Below are 14305 nucleotides of genomic sequence, written 5' to 3' on the forward strand. Positions count from 1 at the left end.
TTTCCTTTTTTACCGCTATTCATTTGCTCTGCACGCGCAGACGCGGGTCCACGGCGAAGTAAAGCAGGTCGACGACCAGGTTGATGACCACGAACATGAAGGCGATCAGCACCAGATACGCGGCCATGACGGGGATGTCCACCATGCTGATGGCCTGGATGAACAACAGCCCCATGCCGGGCCACTGGAACACCGTCTCGGTGATGATGGCGAAGGCAATGATGGAGCCGAGCTGAAGCCCGGTGATGGTGATGACGGGCACCATCGTGTTCTTGAGCGCGTGGCGGAAATTGATCAGCCGTTCCGGCAGTCCGCGCGCCCGCGCGAACTTGATGAAATCGGCGCGCAGCACTTCCAGCATCTCGGCGCGCACCAGACGCATGATGAGGGTCATCTGAAAGAGCGCCAGCGTGATGGCGGGCATGATGAGCGCGAGCCACCCGGACTTAGTCAGAAAGCCCGTGGTCCACCATCCCAGGCTGACGACGTCGCCGCGCCCGAAGCTGGGCAGCCATCTTAGCTGCACGCCGAAGAACAGGATGAGCAGGATGCCGATAAGAAAGGTGGGCAGCGAAATGCCGGCCAGCGAAATCGCCATGAATGCCTTGGACAGCACGCCGTGCCGCTTGAGTGCGGTGTAGATGCCCATCGGAATGCCCAGCGCCAGCGCCATGACGGCGGACACGAACGACAGTTCCAGCGTGGCCGGCATGCGCTCTTCAAGCAGCTCGCTGACCGGGCGGCGGTGCCGGTACGACATGCCGAAATCGCCCTGCACCGCGTTGGCGACGAAGTGGGCGTACTGCACGATGAACGGATCGTCCAGGCCGAGCTGTTCGCGCAGCTGCGCGCGTTGTTCGGGCGTGGTGTCCTGGCCGACCATGCTGGCGACCGGGTCGCCCACGTAGCGGAACATGGAGAACGCAATCAGCGCCACCGTCAACATCACGAGCACCGACTGCACCAGCCGCTGCGCAATAAAGGAAAGCATGTCTGAGAGCCCTTTGGTTCGGACGGCGCCGGGCCGCGTTCCGCGCGCGAGGCGGGAGTAGGGGCTGGGCCGGGCGCGTCCGGGCGGCGCGCGCCGCCCGGGATTGCATCACGCGGCGTTTACGGCAGCACGACGTTGCGCAGGTCGAGCACGTCGTCGGCGCGCTGGGTGACGGTGACGTTGTCCTTCACGCCCCACGACATGGGCTGCTGGTGCAGCGGCAGGTAGCCGAAGTCGCTGCGCACGATGCCAAAGGCTTCCTTGATCATCGCGTTGCGCTTGGCCTGATCGGTTTCGACGCCGATCTTGCTGGTCAGCTCATCGACCTTCTTGTTGCAGTAGCCGCCCAGGTTGAACTGGCCCGCGGCCGTCTTGGCGTCGCGGCACGAGGTCAGGTTCAGGAGCGTGTTGTGCGCATCGGTGGAGCTGGGCGTCCAGCCCAGCATGTACATGCTGGTCTGGTTGCCGGCCTGCAGCAGGATCTTGCCGAAGTACTTGGACTTGGTCTGCGCCAGCAGGTTGATCTTGATGCCCACGCGCGCCAGCATGCCGGCCACGGCCTGGCAGACCTTCTCGTCGTTGACGTAGCGGTCGTTCGGGCAGTCCATCGTCACGGTGAAGCCCTTGGGATAGCCGGCTTCGGCAAGCAGCTTCTTGGCGCGCTCGGGATCGGGCTTGTACGGCGCGCCGAACGATTCGTCGTAGCCGTTGATGGACGTGGCGATCAGGGTGCCCAGCGGCTTGGCCGCGTTGCGCATGATCTTCTCGTTGATGGCCTTGGTGTCCACGGCCAGCACGACGGCCTCGCGCACACGCGCGTCCTTGAACGGGTTCTTGCCCTTCACGTCGGAGAACAGCAGCTCGTCGCGGTCCTGGTCCATGCCGATGAAGATGGCGCGGGCTTCGGGCGCGGTCAGCGGCTTGACGCCCTTGGCGTCTTCCAGGCGTTTCCAGTCCTGCACGGGAACCGGCTGCACGACGTCCATTTCGCCCGAGATCAGCGCGGCCACACGCGTGGCTTCCTGCGTGATGGGCTGGAAGACGACCTCGTCGATGTTGGTCTTGATGTCCTTGTTCCAGTAGCCGTCGTAGCGTTTGAGCACCGTCTTCACGTCGGGCTGGCGTTCGGTCAGCATGAAGGGACCGGTGCCGTTGGCGTGCAGGTTGGCGTAATTGCCCTGGTTGTCGCCCTTGACGTTGGTGGCCTCGGTAGTCTTGTTCTTTTCCGCCCAGTTCTTGCTCATGATGTACAAGAACACCCATTCGCGCGGCAGGATGGGGTTGGGCGTGGGCGTGGTGACTTCGATGGTGTAGTCGTCCACCTTCTTGATGTCGCTGGCCTTGGCGCCATAGCCCTTCATGTCCGAGCCCGGCGTCAGGCTGCGCTTCCACGAGAAGATCACGTCGTCGGCGGTAAAGGGCGAGCCGTCATGGAACTTGACGCCCTTGCGCAGCTTGAAGACCCACTTGGTGGGCTCGGGATTTTCCCAGCTCTCGGCGAGCAGCGGCGTGAGCTTCAGGTTGCCGTCGTAGCCCGCCAGCGTTTCATAGATGTTGCCCTGGAACCCCAGCGTGAAGGTTTCGTTCAGTGCCATGGGGTCCATCGACGTGGCATCGCCTTGATACGACCAGTGCAGCGTTTTGGCGGCCGCGCCGGCGCTGAAGGCCAGCGAGGCGGCCACGGCAGCGGCAAGCGCCGCCTGCTTGAAGTGGGGAAAAATACGCATAGCCCTCATGCTCCGTGTGGTGCGCGGATTGCGCGACAGAAGTGACAGGGCCCCGGCCCCAAAGGGCATCCGGGGCATGGCGTTGCTGCTGGAGTCGATAGACCCAACCCCTTGTGATTGGCATGACGGGGACGGACCCGCGCCGATGCAGATCGAATCTTATCGACGCATTCGTTTAAGCGTCAATTGGTTTGGATTGGGGTATTCACGCGCTTGCCGGATGCCGTGAATGGTGCGTGCTGCGAGGCGCGCGGGCCGCCGGTCAATCGGCCGGGAGCGGCGCGGATGCTAGGGTTTTCGCCAATTCGAGCAGCATGCGCTTGCGCCGGTCGCTGTCTTCATGGTGTTTACCCAGGGCCGACCATTCCGGCCGGCTGCGCGCTTCTTTCAGCGCGTCCGGCAAGGGGCCCTTGCGCCAGGCCTCGTCGTCGGGAAGGTCCAGGCGCAACGGTTCGCGCGCGGCGTGGCCGCGGCGCTCCAGCGCTTCGATCAACTGCCGTTGGCGCAGTGCCAGCAGCCGCAGCACGGCATCGTCGACACTGATCTCGCGATAACCGCGCAGCTTTCCCGCCACGCGCTTGCCCAGCTTTTCGACGCCCTGCCACAGGCCGCCGGCCGCCGCGCCGATCAGCATGCCGGTGCCCAGGCTGAGACCCGCGCTCATGAGGTCGACGGCCGCGCCGGCCATGGCGCCCGCGGCGGCGCCCATGCCCACCTGCACGCCCATGTCCTTGAGCGCCTGCGGATGAAAAAGATCCATGCCCCAACGCTCGCCCTGCAAGGGCAACGCGTCGTCGGCGTAATCCGAGGCGCGAAAGTTGTAGAGCGCGAGCAGCGCGTTGACGCAGGTCTGCTCGCGCTGGCGCACCTGGTCGCGCAACTGGCTTGAAGCGGCGGCAAGCGCCGTGTCGTCGCTGGCGCTGGACACATGCAGCGCGGCCACGTCGATCAGCAGGTCCGCGACCAGCTCGTAGGCCGCGGCGTGGCGCTGGCGGCGTTGCGCGGCCAGGCTGTCCGACAGCCGGGCCAGGGCGCCTGCGTGACGGTCCAGCAGCACGCCAAGCTTGGCGTACAGCTGCTGCTCGCCATCGAGCGGCGGCGCGATCGTGTCGAACTCCACGACGGCGTGCAGGCCCAGCCGCGCCATCGCATCGCGCCACGCGTCGGCGCGGTGCGCCGGCGCATTGACGAAGTTCAGCACCGGCAATAGCGGGCGTCCGCAGGCGGCCAGGATGGCGAGTTCGTCGCGGTGCTTGCCCAGCACCGGATCGCGCGCGTCGATCACGTACAGCGCGGCGTCGCAGTCCAGCATCTTGGTCAGCACGCGGGCCTCTTGTTCGAAGCGGCCATGCGCTTCGGGCGTGTCCAGGAAACGGCGGATTCGCGCGGGGCCGTCGAGCCGTTCGCCGGGGCGATCCAGCCGTTCCAGGTATTCCAGCAATGCGATGCTGTCTTCCATGCCGGGCGTGTCGAACCATTCCAGCACGGGCCGGCCATCCAGGCGCAGGCGGGCGCCTTCGACGTGGCGCGTGGTGCCCGGCCGATCAGCCACTTCCCCGAAGGTGGTGTCGCGTGTCAGCGTGCGCAGCAGCGACGTCTTCCCGGTATTGGTGTGGCCAACGAGCGCGATCTTGATGAGTTCAGCCATGGCCGGTCTCCAGCCAGGTTAGCGGTGCAACGGGTGCCAGCAGGATGGCGTCGGCCGGCAGGCCCAGCGCCAGCAGACGGTCGCGCCAAAGCTCGGCGCGGGTTTCGTTGCCGGCCCCGGCGGGGACGTGGGCGCCGGCTTGCGGCAGGATCAGCCAGACCCGCGTCTGCGCCGCGTGCGCTGACAAGTCGGCGATCAGGGATAGCGTGCCGCGATCCGGCGTCTGGCGCGCATCGCACGCGATCAAAAGGCGCGCGGCGGCCGATTGCGCCAGCGCGTCCAGCACGCGGTTGCGTTCTTCGCGCGTGTCCAGGTTGCCCGCCTGCCGGATGCCGTCCGGCAGGTCCGCGGGCGGCCACGGCAGATCCGCGGGCAGTTTCAGCGCCAGCAGCACCGGTTGACCGCCCAGTCCGTCCAGCGCCGGCGCCCGCACGCGGGGTTCGTGCAGGGGATCGACGGGCCGGTCGATGCCGGTGGACAGCGCGGGCGGCTCAAGCCGGTCGCGCAGCGTGGAGAAACCGGCCAGTGCGGGATCGATGCGCACGCGGCGCAAGGCCCGCAGCGTGGCCGCGACGCACAGCGCGTCGGCAATCAGGCGCGGCACGATGCCGTAGACCACGAGGACGCCGATCAGCCAGAGCGACCACTGCGCCTGCGCGCTGGCCGGCAGGACTTGCATGCCGTCGCTGGCGCGTATGGTCGCGGCGTCGGGCATCGGAAAGCCCAGATGCGCCGGCAGCCAGCCGATGGCCTGCGTCAGCCACACAAACGTATCGGGCGCGAGCAGCGTGGTGGCCCAGACGAACCGGTAGCTGGCGGTGGACAGCACCACCAGCAGCGTCGCCAGCGCGGCGCACAACGCCGTCAGCCACAACAGATGGCTGATGCTGCCGAACAGGCCGCGCAACGCGCCCGCGCGCGTCAGCAGGTTCAGGAAGGCCTGTGGCACCAGCGCGCCATCGGGGCCGCGCGCGAGCTTGCGCGTGGCCCACAGCCAGAGGCGGCCCAGGCCGGTGACGGCGGCGGGCCGCAGCAGAAAGCTCGCCAGCCACAGCAGAAAGGTGAGCGCGTGCAGCCCCAGAAGCGCGCCCATCGCCCACAGCACGTTCACGGCCCGCGTGCCGTCGCCCAGCGCGCCCAGGGCGGCGGCCGCGCCGGAGAGCACGGCCAAGACGAACAGGATGGCCAGCATGGCCACGGCGCTGCGGCGCCAGCCATCGACAAGGGGAATCAGATTTTCGCGTTGCGCCAGCAGCGCGGCGCGGGCGAGGATGCGCGCCGGCAGGCCGGCATCGAGCTGGCGCACCTGGCGCACCGCCTGCGCGTCCTCGAGCGGTCCCCAGTGCGCTTCGCGCAATCGGATCAGCTCGGCCAGCCAGTGCGCGCGCAAGGGGCGCTGAACGGCGCTGTCGATGAGGGGGGAAGTATCGCGAGAGGTCGGGGACGGCATCGCGTCGGTGCAGGCGGGAGAAGGCCGGCAAAGGCCAAGTGAAGCCGCTAGGGCGATGCGCCATTGTAGACCGCGTGTTGCGGCCGGCGGCATCCCGGATCGGCGGGTCAGTGGCTGGCGCGCGCGCTGCGATACTGGCCCGGCGTGACGCCGATGGCATCGCGAAAGACACGGGCAAGGTGGCTGGCGCTTCCAAAGCCGCTGGCTTGCGCAATGGCCGCCAGGTCGCCTTTGCCGACCGCCAGCAGGCTGCGGGCGCGGGCCAGGCGCCGGCCGCGCACCCAGGCATGCGGCGGCTCGCCGAACGAGGCATGGAACATGCGGGCAAAGTGATACGTGGACAGCGCGGCGACGCCGGCCAGTTCGTCCAGCGTCAGGGCATCGGCCAGATGCGCGTCCACATAGTCCATGACGCGGCGGCGCACGCCTGGCGCCAGGCCGCCGCGGACCGGTTGCGGGGTCTTGCGCGTGACACCCTGCGTCAGCAGGTGGTGCAGCACGGTCTCGGCGGCGCTGCTGGCGGCCAGCCGGTCGGCGGGCTGGTTCCAGTCCGTGCCCAGGAGTCGGCGGCAGACGTCGATCAGCGAGTCGTCGTGGATGTAGGTGCGGTCGCGCAGTTCCAGCGTCCGCGGTTCGCAGTCCAGCCGCATGACGGCTTCGCGGGCCAGCCGCTGCGGGGCGATGTACAGGTGCAGGAAATGCACGTTGTCGTTCATGCTCCAGCGGGAATGGTGCTCGGCGGGCAGCACGCAGAATTTGCCCGCGCCGCCATGCAGCGAGTCCTGGCCCACGCGAAACGACCGGTCTCCGCCCCGCAGGTATAGCGACAGCGTGTGATGGCCGGGCGTTTCGTAGCCCAGCGTTTCGCGGGCGGTGCGCGACCACTGCGAGATCGCCATGCCCTCGCCCAGCGACGCGGCGCGCTCAAGCGTCGCGGTCGAACGCGACAGCGTGCGGAAAACAGAGAAATCGGCCGGAGCCGTAGCGGGGGTGCCCATGGAAAGGAATGCTACTCCCGTCCACGGGCGCTTGACGCGCCCGATTCGGACAAAAGCGCAAGAACCGGCAATCGCGGCGTGGCATCGGGGCGCACACTGGATGCCCGGCGATCAAACATGGCCGCCGATGTCCGTATCAGCACTTCGCGCGGCCTGCCGCGCCCGTCGCATCATGAATCTTTCCCTGTATCTGCTCACCGTCCTGATCTGGGGCTCCACCTGGATCGCCATCAAGCTGCAGCTTGGCGTGGTGGCCATCCCGGTGTCGATCTTCTACCGCTTCGCGCTGGCGGGCCTGCTGCTGTTCGTGGCGCTGCTTGTCCTGCGCAAACTGCAAAAGCTGGACCGGCGCGGTCATTGGCTGTGCGTGGGTCAGGGCCTGTGCCTGTTCTGCCTGAACTTCCTGTGCTTCTATTCGGCCACGCAGTGGATCCCCAGCGGCCTGGTGTCGGTGGTGTTTTCGGCCGCCACGCTGTGGAACGCGCTCAATGCGCGGCTCTGGTTCGGCACGCGCATCGCGCCACGCATCATGGCGGCGGGCGCGCTGGGGTTTTGCGGCCTGGTGCTGCTTTTCTGGCCGGAACTGGCAAGCCAGCAGGCCAGCCACGAGACGCTGCTGGGCCTGGGCTTTGCGCTGCTCGGCACCCTGTGCTTTTCCACGGGCAACATGCTGTCGTCCCTGCAGCAGCGCGCGGGCATCCGGCCGCTGACCGGCAACGCCTACAGCATGCTTTACGGGGCGGGCATCCTGCTGGCCGGCTGCCTGGCCGCGGGCGTGCCGTTCAGCTTCGATTCGTCGCCCGCTTACGTGGGCGCGTTGCTGTATCTGGCCGTGGTGGGTTCCGTGGTGGGCTTTACCGCGTATCTGACGCTGGTCGGCCGCATGGGGCCCGCACGGGCCGCCTATTGCACGGTGCTGTTTCCGGTCGTGGCGCTAAGCATATCGACGGTGGTCGAAGGCTACCGCTGGACACCTTATGCAATCGCCGGCCTTGCGCTGGTGATGCTGGGCAACCTGCTCGTCTTCACGAAATGGTCGCCGTTTTCCAAGCGCCCGGCGCTGGCCGGCCGCGCCTGAGCCCATTGCCGCGCTAGGCCGCCAGCTTGCGCAAGGCCCGCAGCAGGCGATCGATTTCGTCGCCGCTCGTCAGATAGCTCACGGACGCGCGGGCGATCCGGTCCAGACCACGGGCCTGCATGTCCAGCGGCGTGTACGGCACGCCGTTGCTGCCGATGGTGATGCCCTGTGCAGCCAGCGCGCGCTGAACATCGGCCGCGTCCTGTCCGGCCAGGTTGAAGGCGACCAGCCCTGATTGCTCGCGCCCCTGGTCCAGCATCGACACGCCGGGAATGGCCGCCAGTTCGGCGCGCAGCGCCTGGGCAGTGGCGTCGATGGTGGCGCGGATCGTGTCCAGGCCCAGATCCAGCGCTTCGCGCAGGGCATTGGCCAGGCCGCAACGCAGCGCCAATGAATTTTCGGCGGATTCCAGGCGTGCGGCATCGGCGCGCAGCACGGGTTCCCCGTCCACGCCCAGCGGCGCGGAATGCGTGTCCACGAAGGCGGGCGTGAGCCGATCCAGGAATTCGCGCCGCACGTACAGCAGCCCGGTGCCGCGCGGTCCGCGCAAGGCCTTGCGGCCCGCGCCGCTCAGCACGTCGCAACCGACTTGCCGCACGTCGATGGGAATCTGCCCTACTGCCTGGGCGCCGTCCACGAAATAGGGAATATCGTGCTTGCGCGCCACGCGTCCGATCGCGGCGGCCGGATTGATGAGGCCGCCGTTGGCGGGCAGCCACGTCAGCGCAATGAGCCGCACCCTGTCGTCCAGCATGGCTTCCAGCGCCTGCGGATCCACGCAGCCGCTGTCGTCCGAGGGGATGGTCTCCAGCGTGGCGCCCGCGCGCTGCGCGATCAGCCGCATGGCCGCCAGGTTGCCGCCCCATTCGTGACGGCCCACCAGAATGCGGTCACCGGGCCGCCAGGCCGGCAGCGCCGCAAAGGCGGCGCCCCAGCCCGGCGAGTTGCCGCCGGTCAGCGCGATCTCCTCGACCTGCGCGTTCAACAGCTGTGCGGCCAGCGTGCGGGCCGCTTCGGTCAGGTCGCGCGCCGCCACGCCCGCTTCCATCGGACCCTGCGCCGCTTCACGCTTCAGATGCGCGTGAATGGCCTGGATCGAGGCCGTGGACGGCAAGGATGCGCCGGCGTGATTGAAATGCACCGAGCTTTGCGTGCCGGGCGCGTGGGCGCGAAGCGCCTGGATGGCGCTCGGGGTCAGGGGGGCGGTCATGGCGGTTCCTGTCGGGTGGGGCGTATCAGGCCGGGGTCAGCGCGATGACGGCCTCGACTTCCACGGACACGCCCTGCGGCAGGGCGGCCACGCCGACGGCGCTGCGCGCATGGCGTCCGGCGTCGCCGAAGACGTCGACCATCAGGTCCGACGCGCCGTTGGCGATGACGCTTTGGCGATTGAAGTCCGGGGCGCTGGCGACGAACACGCCCAGCTTCACGACACGTGCCACGCGGTCCAGGCGGTCGCCCGTGGCGGCAGCGATCTGCGCCAGGATGCCCAGGGCGCTGGCGCGCGCAGCCTGAACGCCGTCGGCGTCAGACACCTGGTGGCCCAATTGGCCCAGATACGCGGCCTTGCCATCCTTGCGGGAGATCTGGCCCGAGATGTAGAGCAGGTTGCCCTCCTGCACAAACGGCACATAGTTCGCGGCCGGGGCGGAGGCGGGATCCAGGGTCAGGCCAAGCTCGGCAACGCGGGCGGAAATGCTGCGGGTCATATCGAATCACCTATGAAAAAAGGGAAAGCGCGTCTTGACGCTCCCCCGATGCTATCGGCCGCGGCGTGGCCTGACCAATCAATTCTTGCGAAGTAGGTATGAGTAAAACTAATGTGTCTGCGCCAGCCAGTCGTGCAGCGCCTGAACCGGCGCGCTCAGCGGCCCGCGCGGCGTGACGAACCACCAGCCGATGCGCGGGTCTTGCAGTACCGCGCCCGGCAGGGCTTGCACCAGCGCGCCGCTGGCCAGGTGCGAGGAGATCAGCCGCTCGCGGCCCATCGCCAGGCCCTGGCCGGCCAGCGCGGCTTCGACGACGATGTTGTAGTCGTGCAGACGCACCGTGCGGGCCGCGCCCAGATCCAATCCAAACGCGTGCGCCCAGGCGTCCCATTCGAACTGGTGCCGCGCGTGAGAGACCAGCAGCGGATGACGCAGCAGATCGGCGGGCGTCTTCGGCCGCTTCCTGCCCGCGACCAGCGCGGGCGCGCATACGACGGACAGGCGTTCGGTCATCAGCAACGTGCTGCGCACGCCGGGCCAGCCGCCACGGCCATAACGGATCGCGGCGTCGACCTCTCCGCCCGCCACATCGGCCAGCGCGATGTCGGGTTGCAGTTGCAGATCGATGTGAGGATGCGCGGCCGCAAAGGCGGGCAGACGCGTTGCCAGCCAGCGCGTGGCGAACGACGCCAGCAATCCGATCCGCAGGGTGTAGCGCGCCGGCTCGGGCGCGCGCAATGCGTCGGTGCCCTGGCGCAGCAGTTCAAATGCCGCATGCACGCTGCGGAAGTAGGTCTGGCCCGCCGCGGTCAGCGCCACGGCGCGCGTGCGCCGTTCGAAGAGCGCGACGCCCAGTTCTTTTTCCAGGCGCTGGATGTGATGGCTGATGGCGCTTTGCGTGACAAACAGATCTTCCGCGGCTTGCGAAAAGCTCAGCCGCCGCGCGGCCGCTTCGAAGGCGCGCAGGGAAACCAGGGGCGGCAGGGATCGCGATGAACGCATCGGTGTGCAGGGCGGGAAGGTGCGGACCCGGGCCATGCTACGCGATGCACACGGCTTGGCAACCTGGGCGTCGACAACCCGGGCCCGGACGGCAGCTTGGCACGCCAATGCAAAAAGCCCGCAAACACGTTGCGGGCTTTTTTAAGGGTACTGCGGTACTGCAAATTCTTGGCTCCCCGAGCTGGGCTCGAACCAGCGACCTGCGGATTAACAGTCCGTCGCTCTACCGACTGAGCTATCGGGGAACAGGTAGAGGGGGCGAATTATGCACAAAAAATCGGAAGAATGCAAAGCGAGGCGAAAAATTGCGGTTTTGGCTGGTGAGGCCGGCCCTGTTTTTCAAGCTTGCCGTCATCCCGATCCCGTATCATGGCCGCCAGAAGAAGGAAGGCTCGCAACCTCTCTCGTCTTTTCTGGGTTCACGTCATGTCTTCGTTCGACATTCAATTGCTGCTCACCGCCCTGGTGAGCGTTCTGGTCCTGGTCGCGCTGATCGTCTCGCGTCTGCGCATGCACCCGCTGCTGGCGCTCCTGATCGTATCCATCGGCGTCGGCTTCGCGACGGGCATGGCCCCGGGCGCCATCGTCAAGAGCCTGACCGATGGCGCCGGCAAGACGCTGGGCGCCGTGGGCGTGGTGATCGCGCTGGGCGCCATGCTGGGCAAGATCCTCGCGGATTCGGGCACCACCGAACGCCTGGCCAACGCCATCCTGCGCCACACCTCTGCCCGCCTGATTCCGTGGGCGATGACGCTGGTGGCGTTCGTTATCGGCATCCCCATGTTCTTCGAAGTGGGCCTGGTGGTGATGCTGCCGCTGATCTTCAGCGTGGCGCGCAAGCTGGAAAGCCAGGCGCGCTTCAAGGGCTCGGCCTACGTCTACGTGGGCGTGCCGGTGATTTCCGCGCTGGCAGCCATGCACGGCATGGTGCCCCCGCATCCCGGCCCGCTGACCGCCATCGCCACGCTCAAGACCACGGTGGGCCCCACGATGATCTACGGCTTCATCGCGGCGCTGCCGGCCATGATCTTCGGCGGGCCGCTCTATGGCGCGTTCATCGCCCCGCGCATGACGACGCGGCCGGACGAGGCCCTGCTCGAGCAGTTCACGGCGTCTACCGACAGCCCTGGCGGCAATAACGCGCCTAGCGTCGGACTGGGCGTGCTGGCGGCGCTGCTGCCCGCCCTGCTGATGCTGGTTCACGCCGTGGCCGAAATGCTGCTGCCCAAGGACTCGAGCGTGACGCACGTTGCCGCGTTCCTCGGCAACCCCGTCGTCGCGATGCTGCTGGGCGTGCTGTTTGCAGCCGTGACGCTGGTCTTCCTGCGCGGCGGCGACGCGGAAAAGCTGCGTGGCGCGCTGGGCCAGAGCTTAAAGCCCATCGCCGGCATCATGCTCATCATCGCCGGCGGCGGCGCCTTCCAGCAGGTCCTGACGAACGCCAAGGTCGGCGACGCCATCGTCCACCTGACCCACCAGTTCGCTTTCCCGCCGCTGATCCTGGGCTGGCTGATCGCCATGCTGCTGTCGGTCTCCACCGGCTCGGCCACGGTCGGCATCGTCGGCGCCGCGGGTTTGCTGGCGCCACTGGCTGGCGCGGACCCCACCCTGAATTTGCCGCTGCTGGCCCTGTCCATCGGCTGCGGTTCGCTGTTCTTCAACTACGCGAATCACGCCGGATTCTGGATGGTGAAGGAATCGTTCGGCATGACCATGGGCGAAGCCACGAAGACGATTTCCGTGGTGCAGTCGATCGTGTCGGTGGTGGGGTTGGTGATGGTGCTGCTGTTTGATATGTTGCCGGCGCTGGGGTGATGCGGGTGGCTAGTTCAGCTCCTGACACGCAATTGGTGTCACCGCCAACCTACGGCAATTCTGACTTTTGAACTTCCCAAAAAAAATGGAAGTGCAGGGACTTCCATTTTTTCGTGAGTTCAGGTGGACACCATCTTCTTCATTGGGGCCGGGGGACCGGTATCTTCACGTGCCCCCTGCCTGATGCCAACACTTCCGCTGGTAATTGCTCGCAAGCCGAAATCGGTAAGCGTGAGCTCACGCACCCGCATGATTGCGCCCGGCTTTGAAATCAGCTTGGATTCCTTGACGAACGTTGCGGCGAACTGTCTGGTCGCGGATTTCATATCAGTACCTTTTCGTGACGAAGTCGCTAATGGCCTTGGTGCCCGCACCAACTATTTCCACAACATCGTCGCGCTCGAAGAGCGCGCGGTCGCTTGAATCGAAGTAAATCACGCCGATCGGGTGCTGTCCAGAGCGGTCCAGGACGGGAATTGCCATGGCGGAGAACCGGCCGGGGCCAAGTCTGCGCGCCTCTGCTTCGGTGTAACCCCATTCCTCCACCAATTCGGTGCGAAGCTGCTCCTCTGAACCATTCTGGCTGGACATTACAAGAGGCTTCTTGTTGCGAATCGCCCGGCCCGTTATGCCTGTGTGGATCGAGAACATCCTGCCGACACCCTCGCCCCTGGAACCCGCGTAATTGACGATCTGCTCGATTTCACGAGGCTCCTGGATCGGGGGTACAACGCGATGGAACGTTGCGCGGATATCAGAGCCGCATTGTCGCTTCACGCACCACTCGGAGAGCATGGTTTGCACCGTGGACACAGCGGCGTAAAGACCTTCGTGCAGGACGTCTGGGACGTCGTTCCGATCTTCGGCGCGGGCCGTGGCAACGCGAACGATGGTGGCGAGCAACAGCCAAACGCATGCCGCAGAAGCAAGCCCAAAAATCCAGGGATCGAAAAGTGGTTCACGCCAACTCTTTACGGCAGCGGTGCCCGCAACGATGATAGGGGGACCATTGAACAGCACTTCCCGGGGCCACTTCTTCTGCCAGAAACGCTTACGCTGTGCTCCGGGAAGATGGTTTGAATTCATGCCGCCCGGTCTCCATGGAGGGGAAGGAAATTCTAGCTTGCGTCTGCCGCAAAGCGGGAAAGCACCGATGAGGGAGCCAACAAATCAGACCAAAGTCCATGCCGCTGCTCCTCTGGAATTCTCGACCTAGGCGCACTTGCCGGACCTGCAAACAAAAAGGCCGATCCACAAGGAATCGGCCTTTTTGCTGGGGTATTTCTTTGGTGCCGGTGAAAGGAATCGAACCCTCGACCTTCTCATTACAAGTGAGCTGCTCTACCAACTGAGCTACACCGGCGATGCGTGCCGGGGCACGCGCAGGGACTGCATTGTAATGAAAAAAATGCAGCCCCTCTCGTGGGGTCGTTATTTGACGATGGTCAGGCGCGGGCGCTTGGGTTCGTCGTCGTCGCCGTCGTCGTCGCCAGGGGCGGGATTGGCGTCAGAGCCTTCCGGGGCGGCAGGGGCCGGCGAGGCGCCCTGGGCGCCGGCTTCGGGCGGCTCGTAGGGCTGGACCTCAAAGCCCATGCCGGCGCCGGTTTCGCGCGCATAGATGGCGCTGACGGCGCCCACGGGAACGTAGACGTTTTCGGTCACGCCGCTGAAGCGGGCCTGAAATTCAATGAATTCGTTGCCCAGCACCAGACGGTTGGTGGCCAGCGTGCCCACGTTCAGCGTGATCTGGCCGTCGCGCACGTGGGCGACGGGCACCATGGTGTGCTCGTCGACCTGCACGGTGATGTACGGCGTGTAGCCGTTATCGGTGCACCATTCGTGCAGTGCGCGGATCAGATACGGTTTGGTCGAAGTTTCACCCATTAC

At 66.4% G+C, this 14305-nt stretch carries 13 protein-coding genes and 2 tRNA genes; 2 read left to right on the plus strand and 13 right to left on the minus strand.

What is annotated here, in order from left to right; genetic code table 11:
• Window positions 1-19: 19 nt before the first annotated feature.
• The 5 genes from V6V88_RS00695 to V6V88_RS00715 form a co-directional block, all read right to left on the minus strand.
• Window positions 20-991 carry an ABC transporter permease gene (locus V6V88_RS00695; protein ID WP_056327765.1) on the minus strand — a complete coding sequence of 324 codons (972 nt, stop codon included), beginning with the start codon at window positions 989-991 and terminating at the stop codon, window positions 20-22.
• A gap of 119 nt (window positions 992-1110) precedes the next feature.
• Window positions 1111-2718 (minus strand): ABC transporter substrate-binding protein, encoded by a 1608-nt coding sequence (locus V6V88_RS00700; RefSeq protein WP_280020365.1) that lies wholly within the window; start codon window positions 2716-2718, stop codon window positions 1111-1113.
• 262 nt (window positions 2719-2980) lie between these two features.
• Window positions 2981-4366 (minus strand): GTPase/DUF3482 domain-containing protein, encoded by a 1386-nt coding sequence (locus V6V88_RS00705; protein WP_062840163.1) that lies wholly within the window; start codon window positions 4364-4366, stop codon window positions 2981-2983.
• On the minus strand, window positions 4359-5816 hold the full coding sequence (locus V6V88_RS00710; protein ID WP_338617258.1) for a DUF2868 domain-containing protein: 1458 nt from the start codon (window positions 5814-5816) through the stop codon (window positions 4359-4361). Before V6V88_RS00710 ends, V6V88_RS00705 begins: the two co-directional genes overlap by 8 nt.
• Before the next feature lie 107 nt (window positions 5817-5923).
• Complete coding sequence (locus V6V88_RS00715; RefSeq protein WP_338617260.1) at window positions 5924-6814, minus strand: AraC family transcriptional regulator; 891 nt, start codon at window positions 6812-6814, stop codon at window positions 5924-5926.
• 172 nt (window positions 6815-6986) lie between these two features.
• On the opposite strand from V6V88_RS00715, the gene V6V88_RS00720 reads away from it, so the two are divergent.
• Window positions 6987-7892 carry a DMT family transporter gene (locus tag V6V88_RS00720; protein ID WP_152383130.1) on the plus strand — a complete coding sequence of 302 codons (906 nt, stop codon included), beginning with the start codon at window positions 6987-6989 and terminating at the stop codon, window positions 7890-7892.
• A gap of 13 nt (window positions 7893-7905) precedes the next feature.
• Here the strand turns inward: V6V88_RS00720 and V6V88_RS00725 are convergent, their stop codons facing one another.
• From V6V88_RS00725 to V6V88_RS00740, 4 genes are all read right to left on the minus strand, one after another.
• Entirely contained in the window at window positions 7906-9102 is a 1197-nt protein-coding gene (locus tag V6V88_RS00725) for an aminotransferase class V-fold PLP-dependent enzyme (RefSeq protein ID WP_338617261.1), read from the minus strand.
• Between the two features lie 25 nt (window positions 9103-9127).
• Window positions 9128-9601 (minus strand): RidA family protein, encoded by a 474-nt coding sequence (locus tag V6V88_RS00730; RefSeq protein WP_128829732.1) that lies wholly within the window; start codon window positions 9599-9601, stop codon window positions 9128-9130.
• A 108-nt stretch (window positions 9602-9709) separates the two neighbouring features.
• A complete protein-coding gene (gene gcvA, locus V6V88_RS00735; protein WP_338617264.1) occupies window positions 9710-10603 on the minus strand; it encodes a transcriptional regulator GcvA in 894 nt (297 codons plus the stop codon).
• A 169-nt stretch (window positions 10604-10772) separates the two neighbouring features.
• Window positions 10773-10848, minus strand: a tRNA-Asn gene (locus V6V88_RS00740).
• Window positions 10849-11029: 181 nt separating this feature from the next.
• On the opposite strand from V6V88_RS00740, the gene V6V88_RS00745 reads away from it, so the two are divergent.
• Window positions 11030-12418, plus strand: coding sequence for a gluconate:H+ symporter (locus tag V6V88_RS00745; RefSeq protein WP_338617266.1), 1389 nt, complete (start codon window positions 11030-11032; stop codon window positions 12416-12418).
• A gap of 119 nt (window positions 12419-12537) precedes the next feature.
• On the opposite strand, the gene V6V88_RS00750 is transcribed toward V6V88_RS00745, so the two are convergent.
• From V6V88_RS00750 to V6V88_RS00765, 4 genes are all read right to left on the minus strand, one after another.
• Window positions 12538-12744, minus strand: a complete 207-nt coding sequence (locus V6V88_RS00750; protein ID WP_062840170.1) for a hypothetical protein — start codon at window positions 12742-12744, stop codon at window positions 12538-12540.
• A 1-nt stretch (window position 12745) separates the two neighbouring features.
• Window positions 12746-13504, minus strand: coding sequence for a GAF domain-containing protein (locus V6V88_RS00755; RefSeq protein WP_223573846.1), 759 nt, complete (start codon window positions 13502-13504; stop codon window positions 12746-12748).
• A gap of 201 nt (window positions 13505-13705) precedes the next feature.
• Window positions 13706-13781 (minus strand) — tRNA-Thr (locus V6V88_RS00760).
• Window positions 13782-13849: 68 nt separating this feature from the next.
• The gene (locus V6V88_RS00765; protein WP_062840171.1) at window positions 13850-14302 is read right to left on the minus strand and encodes a ClpXP protease specificity-enhancing factor; all 453 of its coding nucleotides are present in this window, start codon (window positions 14300-14302) and stop codon (window positions 13850-13852) included.
• Between the last annotated feature and the right edge of the window lie 3 nt (window positions 14303-14305).

It is taken from the genome of Achromobacter sp. E1, assembly GCF_037039475.1.
GTDB classification, from domain to species: Bacteria; Pseudomonadota; Gammaproteobacteria; order Burkholderiales; family Burkholderiaceae_B; genus Achromobacter; species Achromobacter mucicolens.